The 24,311-nt window shown below is 67.0% G+C and carries 17 protein-coding genes and 3 pseudogenes; 17 read left to right on the top strand and 3 right to left on the bottom strand.

Annotated elements, in window-relative coordinates:
* Positions 1 to 146 precede the first annotated feature (146 nt).
* Both AC069I_RS35300 and AC069I_RS35295 read left to right on the top strand, forming a co-directional pair.
* A pseudogene (locus AC069I_RS35300) lies at positions 147 to 2,089 on the top strand (error-prone DNA polymerase); the annotation flags it as partial.
* Between the two features lie 685 nt (positions 2,090 to 2,774).
* A complete protein-coding gene (locus AC069I_RS35295) occupies positions 2,775 to 4,349 on the top strand; it encodes a hypothetical protein (RefSeq protein ID WP_478267326.1) in 1,575 nt (524 codons plus the stop codon).
* Between the two features lie 525 nt (positions 4,350 to 4,874).
* On the opposite strand, the gene AC069I_RS35290 is transcribed toward AC069I_RS35295, so the two are convergent.
* The gene (locus AC069I_RS35290; RefSeq protein ID WP_478225890.1) at positions 4,875 to 5,276 is read right to left on the bottom strand and encodes a hypothetical protein; all 402 of its coding nucleotides are present in this window, start codon (positions 5,274 to 5,276) and stop codon (positions 4,875 to 4,877) included.
* Between the two features lie 584 nt (positions 5,277 to 5,860).
* On the opposite strand from AC069I_RS35290, the gene AC069I_RS35285 reads away from it, so the two are divergent.
* Positions 5,861 to 9,013 (top strand): AfsR/SARP family transcriptional regulator, encoded by a 3,153-nt coding sequence (locus tag AC069I_RS35285; protein WP_478267325.1) that lies wholly within the window; start codon positions 5,861 to 5,863, stop codon positions 9,011 to 9,013.
* Positions 9,014 to 9,406: 393 nt separating this feature from the next.
* Here the strand turns inward: AC069I_RS35285 and AC069I_RS35280 are convergent, their stop codons facing one another.
* Positions 9,407 to 9,604, bottom strand: a complete 198-nt coding sequence (locus AC069I_RS35280; protein ID WP_478225891.1) for a hypothetical protein — start codon at positions 9,602 to 9,604, stop codon at positions 9,407 to 9,409.
* Positions 9,605 to 10,109: 505 nt separating this feature from the next.
* On the opposite strand from AC069I_RS35280, the gene AC069I_RS35275 reads away from it, so the two are divergent.
* From AC069I_RS35275 to AC069I_RS35215, 13 genes and pseudogenes are all read left to right on the top strand, one after another.
* Positions 10,110 to 10,700, top strand: a complete 591-nt coding sequence (locus AC069I_RS35275; protein ID WP_478225892.1) for a cysteine hydrolase family protein — start codon at positions 10,110 to 10,112, stop codon at positions 10,698 to 10,700.
* A gap of 56 nt (positions 10,701 to 10,756) precedes the next feature.
* Positions 10,757 to 11,782 carry a hydrogenase expression/formation protein HypE gene (gene hypE, locus AC069I_RS35270; protein ID WP_478225893.1) on the top strand — a complete coding sequence of 342 codons (1,026 nt, stop codon included), beginning with the start codon at positions 10,757 to 10,759 and terminating at the stop codon, positions 11,780 to 11,782.
* 70 nt (positions 11,783 to 11,852) lie between these two features.
* Complete coding sequence (hypF, locus tag AC069I_RS35265) at positions 11,853 to 14,147, top strand: carbamoyltransferase HypF (protein ID WP_478267324.1); 2,295 nt, start codon at positions 11,853 to 11,855, stop codon at positions 14,145 to 14,147.
* Positions 14,144 to 15,133: an NAD-dependent epimerase/dehydratase family protein gene (locus tag AC069I_RS35260; RefSeq protein WP_478225895.1), complete on the top strand. Its 990-nt coding sequence runs from the start codon at positions 14,144 to 14,146 to the stop codon at positions 15,131 to 15,133. The genes hypF and AC069I_RS35260 overlap by 4 nt, the downstream gene beginning before the upstream one ends.
* Positions 15,134 to 15,164: 31 nt before the next feature.
* Positions 15,165 to 16,337 (top strand): DegT/DnrJ/EryC1/StrS family aminotransferase, encoded by a 1,173-nt coding sequence (locus tag AC069I_RS35255; RefSeq protein ID WP_478225896.1) that lies wholly within the window; start codon positions 15,165 to 15,167, stop codon positions 16,335 to 16,337.
* Complete coding sequence (locus AC069I_RS35250) at positions 16,334 to 16,792, top strand: NUDIX hydrolase (protein ID WP_410602526.1); 459 nt, start codon at positions 16,334 to 16,336, stop codon at positions 16,790 to 16,792. The genes AC069I_RS35255 and AC069I_RS35250 overlap by 4 nt, the downstream gene beginning before the upstream one ends.
* Positions 16,789 to 17,607, top strand: a complete 819-nt coding sequence (locus tag AC069I_RS35245; RefSeq protein ID WP_478225897.1) for an inositol monophosphatase family protein — start codon at positions 16,789 to 16,791, stop codon at positions 17,605 to 17,607. The genes AC069I_RS35250 and AC069I_RS35245 overlap by 4 nt, the downstream gene beginning before the upstream one ends.
* 23 nt (positions 17,608 to 17,630) lie before the next feature.
* Positions 17,631 to 18,890 carry an MFS transporter gene (locus AC069I_RS35240; protein WP_478225898.1) on the top strand — a complete coding sequence of 420 codons (1,260 nt, stop codon included), beginning with the start codon at positions 17,631 to 17,633 and terminating at the stop codon, positions 18,888 to 18,890.
* A pseudogene (locus tag AC069I_RS35235) lies at positions 18,874 to 19,548 on the top strand (carbamoyl phosphate synthase preATP-grasp domain-containing protein); the annotation flags it as partial. The gene AC069I_RS35240 and the pseudogene AC069I_RS35235, both read left to right, overlap by 17 nt.
* A gap of 87 nt (positions 19,549 to 19,635) precedes the next feature.
* Positions 19,636 to 20,559 (top strand): annotated as a pseudogene (locus AC069I_RS35230) (ATP-binding protein); the annotation flags it as partial.
* A gap of 277 nt (positions 20,560 to 20,836) precedes the next feature.
* The gene (locus tag AC069I_RS35225; RefSeq protein WP_478225899.1) at positions 20,837 to 21,154 is read left to right on the top strand and encodes a hypothetical protein; all 318 of its coding nucleotides are present in this window, start codon (positions 20,837 to 20,839) and stop codon (positions 21,152 to 21,154) included.
* 115 nt (positions 21,155 to 21,269) lie between these two features.
* Positions 21,270 to 21,680: a hypothetical protein gene (locus tag AC069I_RS35220; RefSeq protein WP_478267323.1), complete on the top strand. Its 411-nt coding sequence runs from the start codon at positions 21,270 to 21,272 to the stop codon at positions 21,678 to 21,680.
* Positions 21,681 to 21,799: 119 nt separating this feature from the next.
* Positions 21,800 to 22,366 carry a hypothetical protein gene (locus tag AC069I_RS35215; protein WP_478267322.1) on the top strand — a complete coding sequence of 189 codons (567 nt, stop codon included), beginning with the start codon at positions 21,800 to 21,802 and terminating at the stop codon, positions 22,364 to 22,366.
* Here AC069I_RS35215 and AC069I_RS35210 read toward each other — a convergent pair.
* Positions 22,318 to 23,085: a GntR family transcriptional regulator gene (locus tag AC069I_RS35210; protein WP_478225902.1), complete on the bottom strand. Its 768-nt coding sequence runs from the start codon at positions 23,083 to 23,085 to the stop codon at positions 22,318 to 22,320. The genes AC069I_RS35215 and AC069I_RS35210 overlap by 49 nt on opposite strands.
* Before the next feature lie 159 nt (positions 23,086 to 23,244).
* On the opposite strand from AC069I_RS35210, the gene AC069I_RS35205 reads away from it, so the two are divergent.
* Positions 23,245 to 24,126 carry an RNA polymerase sigma factor gene (locus AC069I_RS35205; protein ID WP_478267321.1) on the top strand — a complete coding sequence of 294 codons (882 nt, stop codon included), beginning with the start codon at positions 23,245 to 23,247 and terminating at the stop codon, positions 24,124 to 24,126.
* Positions 24,127 to 24,311 lie beyond the last annotated feature (185 nt).

Below are 24,311 nucleotides of genomic sequence, written 5' to 3'. Positions count from 1 at the left end.
TCGGGAGACGGATCGCCGTGACGTCTCGGTGGCAGCCATCCAACACGGCAACTCCTCGCTTCATGATCAGGAAGCTGAGTTGTACCGAAAGGTTCTGATGAGACGCGGCCTCGTGTCGGCGTGTCGTCTGCTAGTCCGGTCAACAGGTCGACATCGAGTCCGATCGGCGCGAGGAGGTCATCCAGTACGTCTTCGACACGCACGGGCGCCGCAACGCGGCGCAGGTGGCGAACGTGATCACCTACCGGGCGCCGTCGGCGATCCGGGATTCCGCCCGTGCCCTGGGGTACAGCCCCGGTCAGCAGGACGCGTTCGCCAAGGCCGCCGACCGGTGGAACAGCGTCGCCGCGACAGCCGGACAGGACGGGCACGGGATCCCGCGGGATGTGCTCGGGCTCGCGGCCCGGTTGGAGGGGTTCCCGCGGCATCTCGGGATCCACTCCGGCGGCATGGTGCTCTCGAAGACGCCGGTGTCGGAGGTGGTCCCGGTCGAGTGGGCCCGCATGGAGGGCCGGTCGATCCTGCAGTGGGATAAGGACGACTGCGCGGCCGCCGGGCTGGTCAAGATCGACCTGCTCGGGCTGGGGATGCTCTCGGCGCTGCACTACATGCTGGACCTGATCGCCGAGCACCACGACACCGTCATCGACCTCGGGCAGATCGACCTCGCCGACCCGAAGGTCTACGACATGCTGTGCGCCGCGGACGCGATCGGGGTGTTCCAGGTGGAGAGCCGCGCGCAGCTGGGCACGCTGCCCCGGCTACGCCCCCGCACCTTCTATGACCTGGTCGTGGAGGTCGCGCTGATCCGGCCGGGCCCGATCCAGGGCGGATCGGTGCACCCGTATCTGCGGCGCCGCCGCGGCGACGAGGCATGGTCGCACGCCCACCCACTGCTCGCCGGGCCGTTGGACCGCACCTTGGGTGTGCCGTTGTTCCAGGAACAGGTATGCAGATGGCCACCAGCATCGGGTCGTTCACCGCGGCCGAGGCCGACCAGCTGCGCCGCGCGATGGGCGCCAAAAGGTCGGCGGCGAAAATGGAACGGCTCCGGGACCGCTTCTACGCCGGCGCCGCGGCCAACGGGATCACCGGCGAGCTGGCCGACACGATCTACGAGCAGATCAAGGCGTTCTCGGGGTACGGCTTCCCCGAGGCGCACAGCATGTCGTTCGCGTTGCTGGTCTACGCCTCCGCCTACGTGAAGTGCTACTACCCGGCCGCGTTCACCGCCGGGTTGCTGCGCGCCCAGCCCATGGGCTTCTACTCCCCGCAATCCCTTGTCGCCGACGCCCGCCACCACGGCGTGAAGATCCGGCGCGCCGACATCAACCGCAGCCTCGCCCACCCGACCTTGGAACCCGACCCCGACAGCACCGGCGGGGTCGCGATCCGGCTCGGCCTCGGCGGGATCCACCACCTCGGCGACGACCCTGTCACCCGCCTGATCACCGAACGCGACCAGCACGGCCCCTTCACCGACCTCCGGGATCTCGGCTACCGCACCGACCTCACCACCCCCGCGATGCAGGCACTCGCCACCGCCGGCGCCCTGGAATCCCTCGGCCCGGACCGCCGCCAGGCCCTCTGGGCCGCCGGACCCGCAGCCGCCAGCCGCGACACCCACCTGCCCGGCATCGCCTCCGGCCTCGACGCCCCAGCCCTACCGGGCATGACCGCCTTCGAGATCACCGCCGCCGACCTGTGGGCCACCGGCATCTCCCCGGAAGAACACCCCATGCAGTACCTGCGCGAGCATCTCAACGGCCGCGGCGCGCTCACCACCGCCGCCGTCACCCGGGCGGGGAATGGCGACACGATCTGGGTCGCCGGAGCCGTCACCCATCGCCAACGCCCCGCCACCGCCGGTGGCATCACCTTCCTCAACCTCGAAGACGAAACCGGCATGCTCAATATCGTCGTGAACCAGCGCCTGTGGGATCGGGAGCACAAGATCGTGCGCAGCTCACCCGCCCTGCTGGTCCACGGAGTCGTCCAATCCCGCCACGGCGTCACCAGCCTCTCGGCCGACCACTTCGAACCACTCGACCTGAGTGGGCTTGCCGGAAAATCGCGAGATTTTCGGTGAGAACAAACAAATGCAGGGTCTTTGTAGGGTCTCATTTGATCTTGCATTTTCTCAGTCGTCGTGTCATCTCGATGGCATATCCGCCCATGCCGGTGAGACTCCGCAGTTCAGGCGCACGCGAGGCGGGGTCGCTTGGGCGACCACGGGCGCGGAAATGCCACGAGTTTGAGACTGATCTTGGTGACATTGCGGTGAGACAAGCTGAAAGCCGCAGGTCGCGCAAGATCGACATGTCATCGGCGGTGAGACCCTACAGGTCTTTTGTAGGGTCTCAAATCTGACTTCATTTTCTCATTGACGACTTCAATCCCGGTTCATTTATGAAGCGGAGATGAGACTGGCCGTCTGGGTGGTTGTTGTCGACACACCGAGGTGGCTCAGTTCCAGTGGACTTGCCTGGTGGAAGGGTGCCTCGCCAATTGGCTACCCAGGTGTAAGGGAGCAGTGGTGGTCACTGCGGGCACGCCTAGATCGACGACGGTCAGCTACTGCCGTGCGGATACGCCATCCGAGGAGGCGCGTGACTGTCCGCTCATGCCGCTGACCGCGCTGTCGCGAGGCGCGCATGTGCCGAGTTGAGGATGACGTCGGTAACGCTGCGGGCTGGGATATTTGGTTTAACGCCAAGGTTCGGGACTTGTATCGTCCATGGCGTGTTGTCGTGGATATGCGGGGAGTGACGTCTGTGTCGGTTGACCTGCCGGTGGTGATGGCCGGGGTTGCGCTCTACGAGCACATTCGCCGGAATCTTGATCCGTCCGGGCGGCTGCCGGCAGAAGTGGGGTTGCCGGATGACGCCAAGGTGATGTCCGATCGGCTTCGGTGGGTGCCTGGTGCCATGGATGGGGTCATCGGTCACCATGGATCCGCCGACGGCACTGACCGCGCCACTGAGGTCGCACGCTTGCTGGCGACGGCGTGCCAGCGGCCATCGGCCAGGCAGCTCCGCAAGCTCTATGCCAGTATCACGGATGACGACGTCATGGACTACGTCGACGCGTTGATGGAAAGGCTGGGCCGCGAGCGGCTGGACGGGAGGGCGCTGCATAGGGTCGGGAAGTGGCTTGCCGTCACGGCCCCCGATCGAGGGCCGGTCAAGCTGGGTATCGCACTGCTTGGTGTCACCGGGCTCGGAGACGACGTGGCCGTCGTGCGGACGCTCGGCGCACACGAAGAGTTCACCCTCTTTTGCGCAGTGGCCATCTCAAACGGGCTACCCGCCCCGGAGTCGGAGTTGTGGGCGCTGGCCGCGTCGGTGGATGGCTGGGGCCGGATTCATTGCGTGGAGCGATTGCGGGACACGACCGATCCGGACATTCGCTCGTGGATCCTGCGTGAGGGATTCCGAAACTCCATCATGTACGAGTACTTGGCCTGCATTGCCGCCACGACCGGAGGTCTGCTCGAAGCTCTGCGCGGTGAGACGGTCGATCGGGGGTTGTTGACCTCCGCTGGTGAAATTCTGGAAGCGTTGATCACGGGTGGACCGGCGGAAGACGTCGACGACTACGAGTCCGGCGCCGACGCCGTGGAGGCGTTTCTCGCCACGATGACCACCCGGGCGCAGACCCTTCAGGACTTCTCAACCGTGGCTACGATCCGCTCCTTCCTCGCCCGCGAGACCGGGTGGGACCAGCGCAGCCAGAACGGCTGGACCGCCACCCGCCGACAAGCCTTCGAGCACGCCAGTGACCAGATCCTGAGCCAGGATTCATGGATCGGCCGCATCACCGAGGGGCTGGCATCAGACGACCCCGTTGAGTTCTCCCTGGCAGACCGTGCTGCCCGTGTCCGGGGCATGGACACCTTCGACGCACACCTCGAGAAGATCAAGACCGATCCGTTCGGCAGCGGGTGGTTCCACGCTTGGCAACAGGCAGACACCGGGCGTGCTCAGCAGTTGGCAGACCTGGCACATACCCTCCTGCCGATCGACCAGATCACGACCGGGCCAGCCGATGAGCTGGGAATGGGCCCGCAATGGCGCGCCCACAATGCGCTGGACTGGACCCTGCAAGCCCTGCGCGACCATCCGGGCACCGGAGCCGATCTGCTGCTGGCAGGACTGCACAGCCCGGTTACTCGCAACCGGAACATGGCGCTGACAGCGTTCCAACAGTGGCCGCGAACCGCATGGCCGGCCGACGCTCGCGACGTGATTCACGACCTTGCACGTTCCGATCCCAACGACAATGCACGCCGGTTCGCCCTCGAACTGACTACCGGACAGGTAGAGGAGGACAAGCAGCATGATCGGTAAGACAACCACCCTCAGCTGAAAAACCACATCTCGAAGAGAACCAGCTCTCCATTCGCACGCTCATGCCGATGTGCGTTCGTTCGCCAACGTTCGCGCTTCCTGCGGTCCTCAATGAGGCGGCATGCAGTTTTAGGGATCTCACAGCTACGAGGTGTCGCCGAGATCGATCAGTTGCCAATCCGCTACTTGTTGAGAAGCCGCGAGTTCCGCAGCGTGCACCTCTGGACGTTGTTCGGCCAGCCGACGCCGGATCTTGACAGCTTCGGTGATCGCGGCCAGCCCGCTGTCAGCCCAGCTCAGTCTTGGTGAATGCCGTCCGGCGGTTGTGGCGACCGCTCGGGACCTTAGGGTTGATCTGAGGTCCGCCAAGTAGGCCCGGACGACTGGTCGCTGAGTTATCCGGGCCTACTTGGCGGATTCGACGCCCGTGCGCGGTCGCGGGTACCGTCTCAGCTCTATTCAACTGCCTGCTGTCCGCTGGACGCCCTTCACGTTCTCGGCCTGCGGGGTGGCTGAACGGTGGGTCTAGTACAGCTTGTCAACGCAGTTGCTGACGCCGCGGTAGCAGGTCTGTCCCTTGATGAAAGTCCCGGCTGCGTCGGTCATGTAGAGCCAGACCTTGTTGGCCCCGCCGGTGACGTTCGCGTCAAGGCTCATCGGTGCCGATCCAGTTCTGTTACACCAGGTGCTGGAACTCTGGAAGTCCAGTGAGGTGCTGCCTGCCCACGCCCGCCCGTAAACCCGACGGCAGTCGACGGCCCTGAACGTTCCGGCGACGCCGACCGACCGGTTGTACCAGGTGACCGTGCCTTTGTAGTAGTTCGCCCCGTCCACGATCGAGAAGGTGCTGGTTGGGTATTCGGCGGCAGTGGCGGGTGCCGCCGCGAAGACCATCCCGGCAACCGACGCCACCGCCGCCACGGCCACGCCGCCCTTCCTCGCGCGACTCTTGCCGCAAGCACGCCGGGTGCCGCTCTCCGCAACTGCAGCAGAGCCGGCTGTTGCCAGACTCAGCCCGGGAACAGCAGTGATTACGGCTGCCAATCCTGCGATCATCCGTTTAACTCGCATGTCGATCCCTTCTGAAGTTTCCTGGTTTCTACCTGTCGTCCGGGCTGTTTCGTCGAGTTCGCAACGATGCCCGGTAGAGACATCCGAGAGTCGTTCCACCGCCCCGGCGAATTCCGCCCTCCTTCTCGTTGATCTGTAGCGATGTCGTGGTCGACGGGCGGGAACGGATCCCGGGTCCTTCCGTATACTCGTGTGCGGTATTCCTTCCTCGGTCGTCGGTGTCGGGCGTTCCGGTGCTGTTCCACTTCCCTGTCGGAGTTCGAACCCACGAGTCCCGAGTAACGATCACGGGCTTTGTTCGTGCTGCGGTTCGGTGCCCATGGGAACGATGCGGGTCCGATCGTGTGAACTTCTCCCAGGTTTTCTGTACTGCGCTGCTCAGGTCGCTATGCCTGTAGCCCTAGGGGCAACAGGGGAAGGGGGCGGCGAGCGTGGTAGTGGTGCGTCTGTTAGGTGAGGTTGGCGCGGAGGTCGACGGGCGGCCGGTGGACCTGGGCACGCCCAGACAGCGATGCGTGCTGGTCGCGTTGGCGGTCGACGCCGGGCGGGTGGTGCCGGTGGATCGGCTGGCCGAACGGGTCTGGGGTACCGATGTGGCGCCGAAGGCGCGATCGACGCTGCACAACTACATCTCCCGGCTACGCCGAGTGCTGGCCGGTGCGGACGGCGTGGAGATCGTGCGTCGGTCGGGCGGCTACGTCTTGACCACTGATACGACCGAGCCGGTGGTGGACTTGCACCGGTTCCGCGATCTGCGCACCAACGCCGATGCGGATGACGACGAACAGGCCGCTCGGTCGCTGACTCTCGCATTGGAGTTGTGGCGGGGGCAGGCTCTGACAGGCGTGGACGGCGAGTGGGCCGATGCCGAACGTGACCGGCTCGAGTTGGAACGATCGGCCGCGCAGCACGACCTGGCAGACGTCCTGCTACGTCTGGGCCGCGGCGGACAACTCGTGGCCAGGTTGGCCGAGCAGTCCAGTGCGGCCCCCTTGGACGAGCGAGTGGCCGGCCAGTACATGCTGGCCCTGCACCAGGCCAGCCGCACGGCCGACGCATTGGAGCACTACCGACAGGTTCGCGCGCGACTGGTCGAGGAACTGGGTTCGGACCCCGGCGAGGCCCTGCGAAACCTGCACGGCCAGATCCTGACCGGCGGCTCCGGACACGGGGTGGATCCGGAGCGCGGCATCCACCCTCGGCGCCGCTCGCGATCCGAGGTCCGCCCGATTGCCACCGGTATCGCGCAGTTGCCGTCTGTGCCACGGAGTTTCGTCGGTAGGGAAGAAGAGCTGAGCGTCATGGGTGGAGTACATGACGGGGTCGACGGCAGCCCGGTAGTGCACGTCCTGACCGGCACTGCGGGCGTGGGCAAGACGGCACTGGCACTGCACTGGGCCCACGGCAACCGGGACCGCTTCCCCGGCGGACAACTGTTCGTCAACCTACGCGGACACAGCGCCGGAACGCCGCTGACAGCCAGGCAGGCGCTGGAGGAGTTACTGCAGGCGCTCGAAGTCGCGCCGATCAGGCGACCCGCCGGCGTGGACGGCGCGGCCGCGGTCTACCGCTCGACGTTGGCGGATAGGCAGATGCTGGTCGTGCTCGACGACGCCGTCGACGCAGGTCAGGTTCGTCCCCTGCTGCCGGGCACGACGGACTGCACCGTGGTGGTCACCAGCCGCAACAGGCTCGACGGCCTCGTGGCACACGAGGGTGCCCGGCAACAGCGGCTGGACGTGCTGGGCTTCGACGATGCCAAAGCGGTACTCGACCGGATCATCGGCGGGACGCGCGTCGCCGCCGAACCCGAAGCCGCCAACGACCTGGTGGCACTGTGCGGTGGGTTGCCACTCGCCCTCCGCATCGCCGCCGCGCACCTCGCCGCCCAGCCGAACCGCTCGATCGGCGACTACACGACCGCGCTGCGCGGCGGCGACCGGCTCGCCGCGCTGGAGCTGCACGGCGATCCAACCGCGGCCGTCGGCGCCGCCATCGAGTTGTCCTACGCAGCCAGGGCCCGGTCGACGCAGCGGGCGTTCAGACTGCTCGGGCTGGTGCCGGGACCGGACACGACCGCACCCGCAGTCGCGGCGCTCGCCGACACCGGCCTCGCCGAGGCCGAGCGCGAACTGCGGGACCTGGTGGCTGCGAGCCTGGTCGAAGAACCTGCCCCCAGCCGCTACGCGCTGCACGAGCTGACCCGGCTGTATGCCGCCGACCGTGCCGTCCAAGACGGACGCGACCCCGTAGACCGTCTGCTCACCTGGTACGCGATCGCCGTCGACAGCGCCGCGGACATCCTCGATGCCGGAAGGGTCCGCCTGCCGGGGAGCACTTCATGGACAGGCCACGAGCCGATGTCCTTCGACAGCAGCGCTGCCGCCTTGGCCTGGTTCACCGTGGAGGCGTCCAACATCACGGCGATCGTGGGACTGGCCTCGGCCACCGGTCAGCACCGACTGGCCTGGCAGATGACCGACGGGTTGAAGGGGTACTTCCTGCGGGGCAACACCGCGCAGTGGGAGACCGTCGTCCGCTGTGCCCGCCATGCCGCGCAAACCGACGGCAACCCACACGCGGTGGCCGCGATGGACAACAGCGCCGGCGTGCTCGACTTAATGAGGGGCGACCACGCCTCGGCGGTCGACCACTTCGAGTCGGCGTTGACCGGAGCGACAGGCGCCGATTGGCCCCTGGGCAGGTGCACCGCATTGTCCAATCTCGGCACCCTGCACTACTACACCGGTACTCTGCCGGCAGCGTTGGAACACCTGCGTCGAGCCGACGAGATCGCCATCGCCGAATCCACGTGCCTGATCCACACCGGCTCTGTCCTGATCAACCTGGGGATGACCACGCTGAGGCTCGGCCGCCCGACGGAAGCGCTCGATTACCTCACCAGGGCACGCGCCGCGCAGGACGCGTCCGGCCACTACCGAGGACGCGGCGCCACACTGACGGACCTGGCCGAAACCCACTTGCACCTCGGCGACCTCAAGAAGACCGAGGAACTCCTCGACTCGGCGGCTCCGCACATTCGACGGGTCTCGGCTGGCTACGAGACCGCCTGGTACCTAGGGGTGAGAGGGAGGCTCGTCGCTCTCCGCGGCGACTACGACCAGGCTGCAATCCTGCTCGAACAGGCAGTGGGAGCCGCAGAAGGCCACCACGCCGTCGCGGTCGACACACAGAACACACTCGCCGCGATGCACTGCTTCAGAGAGCGGCTCGACGAAGCCGAGTCGCTGCACCGACACGCACTCACAGCCGCCGACCACTCGCACTACCGACAAGGGCGGATAGAAGCACTGCTCGGCCTGGCGGCGGTCCACCACCACCGCGGCCACCTGGCGTCCGCCGTCCATGACGCCACCTCGGCACTCGACCTGGCCCGCCACACCGGCCATCGACCTCACGAGGGCCACGCCCACGCTGCCCTCGCTGCGGTCCATGTGCACCGAGGCGACCACCGGCCAGGCGCCGACCACGCCGAACAGGCACGACTGATCCACGCAGAGACGGGGCACCTGTTGGGCGAGGCACAGGCCCTGCTGCTCACCATGACGGCTGGACGCGACGAAACGACCTGAGCGCCACTGGCCTTGGTCGAGCACCAGCCCTTCATGCTCGCGTGCACCCAGCCGGAGTCATCAACGAGCGTCCGGAACGGCGCCTCAGTCTCGGCAAGCGCCGCCACGAGTTGCTCGTTCACCACACATACTGCGGCAGCATCGGAGGAACACGCAGACTGAGACTGATCATGGTGACATCACCGTGAGACAGCCTCTGGACCTGCAGGTCGCACAAGATCGACATGTTGTCCGCGGCGTGACCCTACATCGCTGTAGGGTCTCAAATCACTTGGCGGATCCGCCAAGTGATTGAGACAGCTAGTGCCGTCCTACCTGGCAGGATCTCACGGAGCACGTACGCCAGTTTTCGCCCGGCGGCATCACGGCGAGTTCGGCGGGCGAGCGCTTCCCTCAGGCCTGACGGGCGGCGGCTTCGTCGACCGCTCCGCCGACGCCGATCGTCGGCGAGCCGCTCGCCCGTGCGTGCTCGACCGCGTTCGACCCGGTCGCGAACACGACGTCGTGGCCGTGCTCCCGGGCGGCGACGGCCAGCGGCAGCAGCGGGACGATATGGCTGTAACCCGTACCGGCGGAGAAGAACAGTCGCATGGCCGAAGGTTCCGATGTCTGGCTCCCCAGGGGACGAAAGGAGTGAGCCATTTGTTGTAAGTAATCGGTTCCGGGAGGTGGGCGAAGTGGTTCGATGACTGATGACGCAGGGATCCCGAAGGGCTTGATCCTTTTGTCGCCCTACGGATTTCGGAGCTGCCGCAGATGTGTGATGGCCCTCGTCGACGCGGGTATCCGTACGTGACGGGACGGAAATCTGTGGAATTCTCCGAAGTTCGGGTAATTGATCTTTCGGCGCCGAATTCGGGGCTTGACATGGTGGCATTCGCTGGGTAGACAAAGGTGTGTCAGTGGTCTCGACCATTGAACAGCTGGGGCGGGAATCTGAAAATAAAGGGGGACTGGGGGAGCGAGTCTTTCTGACGGGATTCGTTTGCGGCCTCGGGTCGCTCTCTGGGGACTTCTTTGTTCGATCCTGCTGGATCGTTTTCTGTGTCTCATGGGTGTTTTCTTTATTCGTCATTCCTCTTGAGAAGGAGCTGTCATGGGCAAAATCGCCGTCATCACCAACGATCTTCAGGGTGACGTGGTCTATCTAACCCCCGAACGCACAGCGGTGATGACCGACGCGCAGCCCCACTACATCGCCTTCCTCGACGAGATGCGGCGCCGCGGCCACACGGTCTACCACCTGCAGCTGATCAACCTGCCCGACGACCCGAACGCGAACCGCCGGGCGGACGGAACCCTGCCGCTGCAACGCGAAACCGAAGGTGCGGCGATTCTCCCCGCGTTCCTCGGTGAGGGCGACGTCGTCGTGGAGAAGAACAAGGACAGCGGTTTCTACGAGACGAAATTGCACGATCTGCTTCAGGCGGAGGGTATCGAGACCGTCGTGGTCACCGGATTGCAGACCCAGATCTGTGTCCAGACCACCGCCGCCGACGCGTTCTTCCGCGGTTACAACGTCTGGGTGCCCGCCGAATGCGTCGTTTCCGACAAGACGGCGGATCGTGACCGTTCCCTCGCCTGGCTCGCCGGGTATTGCGCCACGGTCGCGAGCTCGAAAGAGATCTTGGAGACCCTCGACGCGATGGGTGAACTGCCCCGAATGGTCGTCAAGACCCTTCCTTGAGCACTGTCCGAAAGGGCTTCCGGCCCTCGCTCGAAGAAAGGAAGGTAGGACGCCCGATGACAGACTCGGTGACCGGCCTCGACGAGGTCGTTCTGGACCACGGAAGCGGAGCCAAGCTCAGCGGTGAGTTGATCTCCTTCGTCGTCGAGACACTCGGCGAGGTGTACATCGGCGAGATGGAGGACAGCGCGATGCTGTCCCTTCCCGCCGGGCGGATCGCGATGACCACGGACTCGTTCGTGGCCGATCCGCCGTTCTTCGGCAACGGGGACATCGGCAAGATCTCGGTCTGTGGCACGGTGAACGACCTCGCCGTGGTCGGCGCGCGGCCGCTCTACCTGACGCTCGGGATGATCCTGGAGACGGGCCTGCCGATGGCCCGGCTCCACCAGGTGTGCACGTCGATCCGGGAGACGGCGCTCGAGGCGGGCGTCCAGATCGTCTGCGGTGACACCAAAGTGGTCCGCAAGGGCGAGGTCGACCAGATCTACCTCAACACCGCCGGCATCGGCGTCTTCGAACGCGCGCCGCTGCGGATGCGCGACGTCCGGCCCGGTGACCGGGTGATCCTCAGCGGACCGATCGGCAACCACACGGTGCACCTGCTGTCGATTCGCGAGGGCCTCGGCTTCGAACAGCGCGTGCTGAGCGATTGCGCGCCGCTCAACGGGCTCATGGACACGCTGCTGACGACGGTCGGCGAGGGCGTGGTGCATTCGGTCCGGGACGTCACCCGCGGCGGGCTGGCCGCCGTCCTGCACGAGTACGCAAGGGCGTCCGGGCACGCCGTCCGGTTCGAACAGGACCGGCTACCCATTCAGTTCGAGACCGTGATGGCCGCGGACATGCTGGGAATCAACGCGATTCACGCCGCCAACGAAGGCTGTCTGTGCCTGTTCGTCGATCCGGCGGCGGAGCAGGAAGTGCTGGCCGTGCTCCGCTCGCACAAGTACGGCGCCGAGGCGACGACGATCGGCGAGGTGACGGAGGACGCGGATCCGATCGTGCTGAGGCGCGACGCGGACGGACGGGATTCCGTGGTCGAGGAACTTCAGGGTGCCGAGCTGCCGCGTCTGTGCTGATCAGTGAAGTGCTGAGCGGGGAGATGACGAGATGCCGAGTAGTGATGTGAGTGTCCGGCGGAGTATTCGCGTGGCAGGCGTGGTCCAGGGCGTGGGGTACCGGCCCTTCGTCTACAAGCTCGCGTTGAACTGCGACCTGACCGGCTGGGTGCTCAACGACCCGGAGGGTGTGCTGATCGAGGTCACCGGCAGGCCGGAGGAGGTGCACCGCTTCACCGAAGGCCTCAGCACGCAGGCGCCGCCCCAGGCCAGGGTCACGGCGGTCCAGGTGAACGACCTGCCCGAGGCCGAGGTGCGGCCGGAGGGGTTCACCATCCGGGAAAGCAGGCACAGCGGCCTCCGGACCACGGTCGTACCCGCCGACTCCTACGTCTGCGCTGACTGCCGCGCCGAGCTGCGTGATCCGGCCGACCGCCGCTACCGGTATCCGTTCATCAACTGCACCAACTGCGGCCCGCGGTACTCGATCATCCGCGAGCTGCCCTACGACCGGGCCGTCACCACGATGGCGGGCTTCACCATGTGCCGCCCGTGTGCCACCGAGTACGGGGACCCGCTGGACCGTCGCTATCACGCCCAGCCCAACGCCTGCCCCGACTGCGGTCCCCGGTTGCTGCTGGCCGGTTCCGGCGGTGAGACGGCTTCGGGGGAGGAAGCGCTCGCCGCGGCCACGGCGGCGCTCGCCGAGGGCGGCATCGTCGCGGTCAAGAGCGTCGGCGGGTTCCATCTCGCGGTCAACGCCCGAGACGGCGAAGCGGTCGCCCGGCTCCGGACCCGTAAACGGCGTGATTCCAAGCCGTTCGCGGTGATGGCTCGCGACCTGGGCACGGTCGAAGGGTTCGCCGAGGTCCGTCCCGCCGAGGCCGAGCTGCTGCTCTCGCCTTCCCGGCCGATCGTGTTGCTGCGCAAGCGATCCCCAGGACTGCCGGAGCAGATCGCCCCGCGCAACCCCAATCTCGGCGTCATGCTTCCGTCCGCGCCGGTGCACCACCTTCTGCTCGACCACGCCGGACTGGACACCCTGGTCATGACCAGCGGCAACATTTCCGGCTACCCGATCGTGTACCGCGACGAAGACGCGCTGGCGCAGCTCTTCGCCGTCGCCGACCTGATCCTCTACAACGACCGCGACATCGAAGTCCGGGTCGACGACTCGATCGTCCGGTACTCCGAGCATCCCGAACTCGGCGAGCCACTGGTCGGTTTCATCCGTCGGTCCCGCGGCTACGCGCCGTATCCCGTGGAGGTCGGCACGCAACTGGCGCCGCTGGTGGCCTACGGCGCCGAACTGAAGACGACCGTCGCGTTGAGCAGCGGCTCACGTGTCTACGTCAGCCAGCACATCGGCGACATCAAGAACGACGAGACCTTCAGCGCGCATCGAGAGGCCGTCCGGCATCTCGCCGATCTCCACGACCTGCATCCGCGGCACGCCGCGGTGGACCTGCATCCGCAGTTCCGCGCGACCCGGTTCGCCTTTCAGGAGCAGGGCGAAACCTTCGAGCAGGTCGTCCCGGTCCAGCACCATCACGCGCACATGGCCTCCTGTATGGCGGAGAACCGGCTCGACGGCGAGACCATCGGTGTCATCTTCGATGGCACCGGCTACGGCGACGACGGCACCATCTGGGGTGGCGAGTTCCTCGTCGGCGGCTATCGCGATGCACGCCGCGTCGCGCATCTGCGGACCGTGCCGCTTTTGGGTGGCGACAAGGCGGTCACCGAACCGATCAGGACGGGGTTCGCGCTGGCGCTGGACGCGTTCGGCGAGACATCCGCCGCGGTCAACGCCTTTCCGGTGCTGGAGACCCTCGACGAGCAGGCGCGGCACGTCTTCGCGACCATGGCGCAGCGTGGGATCAACGCTCCACCCGCGTCCAGTATGGGCCGGTTGTTCGACGGCGTCGCCGCGTTGCTCGCCATCACCACACACGCCGAATACGAGGCGCAGGGCCCGATCGAGCTGGAAGGTCTACTCGAACGCGACTTCACCATGGCCGAGCAAGCACACCGGTACCGATTCGGCCTGAACGACCGGGAAATCGACCCTCGGCCGGTGATCAGGGCGCTCGCCGCGGACCGGGAGGCGGGGCCGGACTCCGCCACGTTGAGCCGTCGTTTCCACTCGGCCGTGGTCGACATGGTCGTCGACCGATGCCAGGCGCTCCGGGAGTCCGGAACGCACCGGGTGGTGCTCTCCGGCGGCGTCTTCTTGAACGAGTTCCTGCTGGTCAACTGCATGGTGGAACTGCGGAAAGCGGGATTCGACCCGTACTGCCACCAGCAGGTGCCGACCAACGACGGCGGCATTTCGCTCGGTCAGATCGTGGTGGCCGACGCCAGGCTGGGAGACGACGCGCGATGAAGAAGTACCTGATCACCGGCGGGCGAGGATATATCGGATCGGTCCTGACCAGGCGACTCTGCCAAACCGGAGCAGAGGTCGTGGTCGTCGACAACGGTCTGGTCGGCGGTCCGGAACTCGAACTGCCCGGGGTCACCTACATCGACGGCGACGTCCTCGACACGAGTGCCTGGGACAAGGCCCTCGACAGTGTGGACGCGGTGGTGCACCTGGCGGCGATCGTGGGCGATCCGGCCTGCGGTGTCGACACGGACACCGCCTGGGACGTCAACTATCTCGGCACCATCCGCGTCGCCGAGGCGTGCCGGCGGGCCGGGATCCGGTCGCTGGTCTTCGCTTCCACTTGCAGCAACTACGGATTCACGGCGGACGCGGAAGTGGGTGTCCTGTCACCCATGGCGCCCCAGTCGGTCTATGCCGAATCCAAGGTGCTGTCCGAGCACTATCTGCTCTCCCTGCCCCGTGACGAGTTTTCCCCTCGTCTGCTGAGGTTCGCCACCATCCACGGCCTTTCCCCTCGGATGCGGTTCGACCTCGCCGTCAACATCATGACGGCGAACGCCGTGGAACACGGCCGGGTCACCGTGCACGGCGGGACCCAGTGGCGGCCCTTCCTGCACGTCGAGGACGCGGCCGCGGCGGTGCACCTGGTACTCCAGGACGACCGGCCCGCCGCCCCGAGCATCTACAACTGCGGCTTCGGCGAAGAGAACTACCGCATGGACTCCATCGGCAAGCTGATCGCCGAGGAGATCGACGGCGTCCGCATGGAGATTCTCGAAGAGCACACCGATCCACGGAACTACCGGGTGAACTTCGATCCCATCCGGCGGGAACTGGGCTTCACCCCGAGCCGCCGGGTCGTCGACACCGCGCGGGAAATCCGGGACGCCATGCGCGAAGGGAAGTACTCGGACTTCACCTCGCCTCGGTACAGCAACTACCTGACCGCGGTGGCCCAGCGCGTTGACCCGGTCTCGGCGTGAGTTTCCGTCTTCCACCCTCAGGAGCCCGACCATGACCGACCTCAGCCCGAACACCCGGCCGAGACGTTTTCCCGAACTCGTTCCCATGGTCCGCCCGACCGTGGAAGCCGATGCCGAGATGGAGCTGGCCGTCAAGGAGATCCTCCAGTCGGGGATGCTCACCAACGGGCGGTATGTAAGGGAATTCGAGGAGGCCGCGAGCGCGTACCTGGGGGTCGATCACGCGGTCGCGGTCAGCAACTGCACCACCGGGTTGATGCTCGTGTTCCGTTGCCTGGAGCTGACCGGTGACGTCGTCGTCCCGAGTTTCACCTTCATGGCTTCCGGCCATGCCCTCCGCTGGGCAGGGCACGGGATCCGGTTCGCCGACTCGGATCCCCGCACCTGGACTCTCGACCCGGAGGCCGTGGCCCCGCTCCTGCCGGGGGCGGCCGCCGTGCTGGCGGTGCACACGTTCGGGGTCCCGTGCGACACCGGCCCGTTGCAGGACTTGTGCGACTCCCGGGGGATTCCGCTCGTCTTCGACTCCGCGCACGGCTTCGGCAGCCGCTACTCCGACGGGAGCATGGTCGGCACCAAAGGGGTGGCCGAGGTGTTCAGCCTCAGCCCGACCAAAACCCTCAGCACCGGCGAGGGCGGGCTGATCACGACGAACGACGCCGCTCTCGCCGCCAAGCTGAGGATGGCGCGCGAATACGGCAATCCCGGCGACTACGACAGCCGGTTCGCCGGGCTCAACGGCCGGATGACGGAGGTCTCCGGGTTCATGGGCGTACACGCGCTCAAACGGTTCTCCCGCTGGATCGGCATCAGGCGTTCCCTGGCGGAGCGCTATCGCTCCCGGCTGGACGGACTGCCCGGCCTGGAGTTCCAGACGATTCCGGAGGGCGCCGCGACTTCGTACAAGGACCTGGGGATCCGCGTCGACGCCACCCGCTTCGGGATGACCCGCGACGAGCTGGCCGAGCGGCTGGCGCAGGAGAACGTCAGCACTCGCAAGTACTTCAGCCCGGCCTTGCACCAGCAGACCGCCTATCTGGACGTCCCCGCCGTCGCGGAGCTACCGGTGACCGAGGAACTGGCTTCGAGCATGATCACGCTGCCGCTCTACTCTCATATGCCCGCGGGGGTCGTCGACGAGATCTGCGACCTCGTCCGCGAAATATCCGCGACAGCACAGAAAGCAGGCGGTAGAGCATCGTGAACGACTACGTGGCGGAACTGCGGAAACTGGTCGGAACCCGGCCGCTGATCCTTCCAGGGACCTCGGTCGTGATCACCGATCCGGCCGACCGCGTCCTGCTGCTGGAGCGGGTCGACACCGGCGGCTGGGGGCTGCCCGGCGGCCTCATGGAGCCGGGGGAGTCGTTCGAGGAGACCGGACGGCGGGAGGTCAAGGAGGAGATCGGCCTGGAGATCGGCGACCTGAACCTGCTGGGGCTCTTTTCCGGAGCGGAGTACTACTACCGCTATCCGCATGGCGACGAGATCTACAACATCACCGCCGCGTACGTGGCCCGCCTGCCGGAAGACGCCACCATCGTCCTGGACACCGCGGAGAACAGCACCTGGCGGTTCTTCGGGCTGGACGAGATCCCGGACACCGTGATCACTCCGGAGCAGCCCATCATCGCGGAATACGCCAAGGTCGCGTCATGACCGGACGGGATCCCGGATTCGCGGAGTTCATCGAGATCTGCCTTCGCGAGGCGTCCAAAGTGGCCGTGGGAATGCGGGGCACCGGCGAGACGACGGTCAAGCCGTCGGACGTGAACCAGCTCGTGACCGACACGGACCTCGCCGTCGGTGCGCTGCTGACCGGGCGGATCGGGGAACGGTATCCGCGGCACGCGATCCTGGAAGAGGAGAGCGGGGCGACCCCCGGCGACGACGAGGTCACCTGGATCGTGGATCCGTTGGACGGCACGAGCAATTACGCCGCGGGCAGCCCGCTCTACGGGGTGATGATGGCGGCGGTCGGCGCCGGGGGCGTCCTCGCGGGCGGGCTCGCGCTGCCGGCGTTCGACACCGTTTACGTCGCCGAAGCCGGCAAGGGTGCCACGCGCAACGGGCAGCCGCTCGGACCGCTCCCGGCCACCGGTCCGGAGAAGTCGTTGGTGGCCTTCGGAATGGACAAGGGCCCGCCCGGCCTGATGGCCGCCGAAGGCAGGCTCGCCGCCGCACTGGGGACGGCGTGCCTCGGCGTCCGCATGAGCAACAGCGTCTTCGACATCTGCATGGTGGCCGACGGCGCTTACGGGGCGTTCGTGCATCGCAGTTGCCGAATCTGGGACGTGGCGGCAGCGTTGTGCGTTCTGGGGGAGTGCGGCGGGGTCTGCACCGATCTCGACGGGCGGCCGCTGGATCTCACAGACCCGCTGACGAATGCGGATCGGGTCTTCGAAGTCTGCCTGGCTTCGGTCAGTGTGCATCCAGCCGTGATGACCGCGCTGAAAGCGGCGGCCCCGGCGTGAGGGGATACTCGCAGGACGCCAGAGTGAGTATCTTCGCCCTGATCCTGGGATTGACCTGCGGCTACGACGCCACCGCGATGGCGGGAGCGCTGCTGCTGGTCACCGACCACTTCGACCTCACGACGACCCAGCAGGGTTCGCTGTACGCCGCCACGGCGGCGGGCTGGATCGCCGGCGCCGTTTTGGGCAGCAAGCTCGTCAACGTCCTCGGCCGCCGCAAGACCCTGCTCGGCTTGACACTCCTGTACCTCGTGGCCACCGGCATCGCCGTCACGGCGGCGAATCCACTGTGGCTGGGCGCGGGCCGGTTCGGGCAGGGCACCGCGATCGGCATCGCCATCGTGACGACCCCGATCTTCATCGCCGAATCGGCAACCACACGAGCTCGCGGGCGCATCGCGGTCCTCTACCAGGTGGCGACCTCCGTCGGGATCGCGATGGGCTACTTCGGCAGCTACTTCCTCGCGGACAGCGGGCAGTGGCGGCTGATGCTCGCCATTCCCGGCGTCCTCGCCCTCGCCACCGCGTTGTGGCTGCTGGGGCTGCCCGAGACCGAACGCTGGCAGCAGCTCCGGCGGGAGGGAGCCGCACGCCAGGTGGGCGTCGTGCGCGCGATCTTCGGTCCCCGCTACCGGAGACTCACGCTTTTCGTCGTCACACTGGGCTTTTTCGTCCAGGCCACCGGCATCAACGCGATGGTCTTCTTCAGCCCGCGGATCTTTCAGCACATCGGCTACACCGATGACTTCGGACTGCTCGTCCTGCCCGGTTTCGTCCAGCTCGCCGGTGCCGCTGCGGCGCTCGTCTGCGCGCTGACGATCGACCGGTTCGGCAGGCGGCCGGTGCTGCTCACCGGGACCACCCTGATGGGGCTGGGACACGCGCTGCTGGTGATCGGTTTCGCCACCGATTCTCCCGGTGTGGTCGGCTTTCTCGGTCTCATCGCGTTCATCGTCGGCTTCAACTCAGGCTTCGGGGCGCTGGTGTGGGTCTTCGCCGCCGAAGGCTTCCCGGATCACCTTCGAGGCGCCGGGGCGTCGGTGATGCTGCTGACGAATCTCACGACGAACCTGTTCGTGGCCCAGTTCTTCCTCGACGTGCTCAACGCCATCGGCGGCCTGCTGACCTTCCTCGTCCTCTTCGCCATCACGGCTCTGGCCTGGATCTTCGTGTTCTTTCTCGCTCCGGAGACGAAGGGCCGGTCGCTCGACGAGGTCCAGTCCTATTGGGAAGCGGGCAGGCGCTGGCCCGCCCCCGACGACACCCATGCCGCGGCGTCCTGAACCGCGGTCGGTGCTGGTGATCGGCTCCGGTCCGATCGTGCTCCGGCATACCGCCGCGGCGTGCCGGGTGCTCAAGGCGGAGGGCCTGCGGGTCACGATGGTCGACAGCAACCTGGCGACGATGACGACCGACCCGGAGTTCGCCGATTCCACCTACCTGGAGCCGATCGACCCCGGCACGGTCGAGCAGGTCATCGCCAGGGAACGGCCGGACGCCCTGCTCCCCACCCTCGGCGGGCAGGCCGCGCTCGACACCACGGTCGCCCTGTACGAGTCCGGCGTGCTGACCCGGTACGGCGTCGAGCTGATCGGCACCGGCATCGACGCGATCCTGGCAGGCGAGAACCCCGAGGAGCTCGCCCGGATCGCCGGGCGGGCGGGGGCCGAGATGGTGCCGGAAGCGTCCGTGCCCGGCTGGGAGAAGTTCGAGCTCGAGGTGGTCCGTGACCACGAAGACACGGCGGCCGTCGCCTGCTCGACGGAAGGATCCGGCTCGCTGACCGACCGGGTGTACCGGCGGATGTGCGACTTCGCCGTCGCGGTGACCCGGGCGGTCGGTGCCGGGCCCGGTGGCTGCACCGTCCGGTTCGCGGTCGACCCGCCCGGCGGCCGTGTGGTCGTGACCGGGTTCGACTCCCGGGTGGCCGGGTCCAGTGCGCTCGCCGTCAAACTGGCCGTCGGTCACACCCTGGGCGACCTCGGTTTCGTGACAGCGCCGCGGCCGCCGGGCGCAGGCTCGACCGGCGACGCGCTCGAGATCGACGTCGACGCCCTCTACGACGGCCAGGAGTTGTATCTGGGCGGGGTGATGGAGCGCTTCGAAGCCCCCGGCGACCCGGCCTGCGTGCTGCCGCCGATCACCCTCGGCCGCGCCGATCTCGCCAGGATCCGCGAGGCCACCCGAGTCCTGGGCGAAAGCACGGGGCTGCGTGGGCCGCTGAACGTCCGGTACGCGCTCACGCCGGGTGCTTTGTCCGTCCTGGAGGCGAATCCGCGGGAAGACCGCACCATCCCGTTCGTGTCGAAGGCCACCGGCGTGCCGCTGGCCAGGGCCGCCGCACGGGTGATGCTCGGCGCGCGCATCGCCGACCTGCGCGCCGAGGGCATCTTGCCGCTCATCGGAGACGGCGGCACCCTCCCGCCGGACGCCGCCGTCGCGGTCAAACAGGGCGAGGTGATGGGGATCGACTCGAATTTCGGCACCGCCTACGCCAAGGCGCAGGCCGCCGCGTCCGGTCCGTTGCCCACCAAGGGCCGGATCTACGCCGCGTTCGCCGCCCGCGACAACCGGTCGATGATCTTCCCGGTGAAAGCACTGGCGGACAACGGTTTCGAAATCCTGGCCGCCGAAGGAACCGGCACCATCCTCCAGTACCTGGGGGTACCGGTCACGATCGCCCGCGAACACTCCCTTGTGGACCTTGTTGTGGCAGGCGAGATCGTTTTGGTCGTCGACACCCTGCCTGGGACACAACAAGACGAAATCCGCTCCGCAGCGGCGGCCCGCGGAATCCCGTACCTCACGACGGTCCAGGGACTGGCCGCCGCGGTACAAGGCATCGAGGCCGTCACCCGCGGCCACTCGAGCGTCATCTCGCTTCAGGAGCACATCGCCGATCTGTGGCCGGCCCATTCCTGGCAGGATTCCCCACGGGGGAAACCAGTCTGACCGACCAGGAGAAGATGTGACACACCGCCGAGACGGTCGCACGTCGACGAGATCTGCGAGCTCGTCGGCTGGCGGGCCGGAGACTTCCGGCCGGAGCTGGACTGGACCACCGTCGAACGCGAACTGGGAACACCGCTGCCCAGTGACTACAAGGAGTTGCTCACGCGGTTCCCTTCCGGCGGTTTTCGTGACGTCATCGAGACTTCGAATCCCGGCCAAAGCGCCGAGGAATGCGCGAACGTCAAGAGGAACAACCACCAGATGCTGGGGTTCTTCCGTGACGAAGACCTCGGCTACCTGCGCGGTGTCCCTTACCGGTTGTTCCCGGAACCCCGGTGGCCTCTACCCCTGGGGGAACGACGGTGCGGGCGGAACGTTCTGGTGGATCACCGGGCAGGCGGATCCGGACGAGTGGCCGGTCGTCTACCACGATCGGGATGCCTGGCACGAGGAGCATCCCGGGCCGATGACGAGCGTCATCCGGGACGTGCTGGTGAGTATCGGGGAGGACAACATCTTCGGCTGGAGCATCGCGGAAAAACCGGTGGAGTTCGGCGGCTTCTGGGGAAACCGGTTCGTCGCCCGCCCTGGCTGAGGCCCGCTTCCGGAACCGACAAGGGTTTCCGAACGTCGAACCACCGACAGGCCGACAGCCCGCTCGGCCCGTCGGATCCGGCGCCTCGCGCCGCAAGAGAGGGAAGGACGTGTCGATGCGCGAAAGCATCAGCAAGATCGGCCTGGCCAAAGGAACGATGGTCATGATCGGAGCGTTCACCGCTGCGAGCCTTGCGCTGCCCGCCACCGCGAACGCCGCACCCGCCGCCGGGTGCTCGGCCTTCATGAACTCCGCGGTCAACGGCGGTTACAAAGCCACCCTCAACTGCAAGGGCATCGGGCTTTCCTTCATCGACGGGCTCGGCACCACCCTCACCGATGCCAGTACGGAAGCGCGTGCCCTGGCACAGATCGCGCTCGGCGGTGGCGACACCTGCAGCGCCTTCGTGTACGCAACGACTCCGGGTGGCTACAAAGTCACCCTCACCTGCGTCGACACCGGTCTGGTCTCCGGTGTGGGCACCACCTTGACCGACGCCTCACGGGCTGCCCGCGCGTCCATTTAAGAACGATCTGCCGTCGGCGACCGCCATCGAGATCCGGTGGTACCGCACCGGCCGGTGCATGCTTGACCGGTCCGGGGCGCACTACCTCGTCAACGGCGATGTGACCGGAACTGTCGTGCATGCCAAACGGCGGGTTCCGCATCGGCGAGCTGTGCGGGATGCACTTGGTCGATCTGCACTTGCGTGAGGGGGCGGCGTGCGGGGACTGCAGGTCGCCCCACGCGCACATCTGCCATCGGGAGACGAATCCGAACCGGGCGCGGGTCAAAACGAAGCAACTCTGGCTGATCGAGGACAGGATCGTGCGCGGAGGAGGTGTCCGTCGGGTTAGCCCGGCGATGATCCGCACCGACTTCGAGTACATGACCACCGAGTACCCGCGCGACGCCGAGCACGACATGCTCCTGGTCCAACTGCACGACGCTCGCCGCGGACAGCCGTGGGCGGCCGCGGCGGCCCACGGCGTGCTGCGCCGTGCCGGAGTGCGGCTGGACCTTGGCAGAATCCGGCCGCATTCCTGGCGGGCCCTTCTGTCGCCGTGCGGCAGCCATTGTCATCGCTCCCATCGTCGCGTGCCTGATTGGCAGGGCATGTATCGGCCCACGCACGTCGTCGTGTTCTTCTGGTCTGGACGAGTTCACCGGTCCGGTGTGTCCGTGCGCTCGAGCGCGTACCCGATCTCGTAAAGGTGGCCTGGCAACGCGGTCTCGTTGACCTCGCAGATCCGTCCGTCCGGGCTGCGGGCGATCCGCCGCAGTCGCAGCATCGGCGCACTGGGTGGGAGGGCCCACAGTTCGCGCTCGCGCGCGGACGGCGGGCGGGCGCCGACTCGCTCCTCCATGTCCAGCTCCGCCTGCAGGTGCTCCTCCATCCGGTCGAGGATCCCGCCCGGCCCGGTCTCGGCTTCGGCGATGACAGGGAGTTCGTCGACCAGCCACGGTGGCAGGTAGCTGAGGGAGACGTGGTGCACCTGGCGGGTGTCGGGGTCGCCCATCACGCGATCGCGGATGACCACCGGTTGACCCGGTGTGGTCCCCAGTAGCACGGCGAGATCGGCTGGGGGTGGCACTGTCCGGACCTGCGGCTCACGAACAGCGACCCAGGACTGTGCCGCCAGGTCGAAGAAGTATCCCCGCTCGTCGCGGAAGATTTTGCGCTCCCGCACGATCACCTCGCGCACGGGCGCGGCCGTCACCACCGTGCCGCCACCCACCCCGCGCCTCGTCTCGACCAGGCCCTCCGCGATCAACTCCCGCACCGCACGCTGGACTGTCTCTTTCGACGCGTCGAACTGGCGGGTGAGCTGGCTGAGCGGCGGAAGCATGTCACCCGGCTGGTACGTGCCGTCGACAATCGAGTCCCGCAGCTCCGCCGCGATCACCTCGTACGTCGGCTTCTTGACCATCACACCAGCCCCTCGACGCCGCCGAAACCAAAGTCCTAGGACTATTGCGCATCCAAGCTCGGCATGCAATTCTCAAAGTCCTAGGACTTTGAATCTGCGCTGGTATCCGGTCGGTACCTCGCACCACGTCGTGTACCACGTCCAGCGGGGGAGTCAGTCGTGTCCACCATCGTGTTGCCCAGCAAGCGGCCGGCCACTGCCCTCCGCGTTCAGCGAACCGCCGGTCGGCGGACGACCCCTCAGAATCGCCACCAGGCCGCGGCACCAGTCGTCACGCCCGATGTTCCCGCCGGACAGCGGAGTGACGCAGACCTGCTGCGGATCGTGCGTCAGGGAGAGCCCGCCACGAGCGCGGCCGCCTTCGGCGCGCTGTACCTGCGGCATCGCGCCTCGGCGTACCACCTGGCCGGGCAGCTGGCCTGTCCGGACCACGAGGCCCACGACCTGGTCTCCGAGGCATTCCTTCGAGTGCTGGACATCCTGCAGGGCGGGGACCGTGGTCCGGAGGACGCGAGGTTCCGCGCGTACCTGCTCACGACCCTGCGGCACGTCGCCTACGACAGGACACGCCGGGAACGCAGGATCGCCTTCACCGCGGACGTCGAGGCCGCCGCGATCGACACGGGAAACCCGGGCGCGATCACCGAGCCGTTCCGGGACACCGTGCTCGCTGGCCTGGACCGCCTGCTCGCCGTGCGTGCCTTCACCCGGCTCACCGAGCGGCATCAGGAAGTGCTGTGGCATCTTGAAGTCGAGGAACTGACTCCCCTTCAGGTCGCTCCGATGATGGGGCTGACCCCGAACGGGGTATCCGCCCTGGCTTACCGGGCTCGTGAACGCCTGAGGCAGGAATACCTTCAGGCGCACGTGCCCGAGCCGGATGAAAGCTCGCGGGGCTGTGTGGAGACGGCGGCAAAGCTGGGCGCGTGGGTTCGGGGCGGGCTGCGGCATCGGGACAGCACGCGGGTCGGTCATCACGTGAGGGAGTGCGTGGCCTGCGGCGCCGTTGTCGCCGAGCTGCGCCAGGAAATTCCAGCCTGAGCCAGAGATTCCCGCCTGAGCCAGGCTGAACCACGGTGCCCTCGGCGTCTTGCCAGTGTGGGGAGGGTGTTTGGCATGGTGAGCGGCAGTTCAGCGTCGGCGCTGTATCGCTCGCGCCGGGCGGGGACGAGGGCGTAGCCGGGCACGCAGCTGACTCGGGTGGCCAGGTGATGGTCCTGTTCGCT

The organism is Amycolatopsis sp. NPDC043885, from assembly GCF_056435685.1.
Note: the sequence above shows the minus strand (reverse complement) of the source record. Positions and strands in the feature narration are given on the sequence as shown.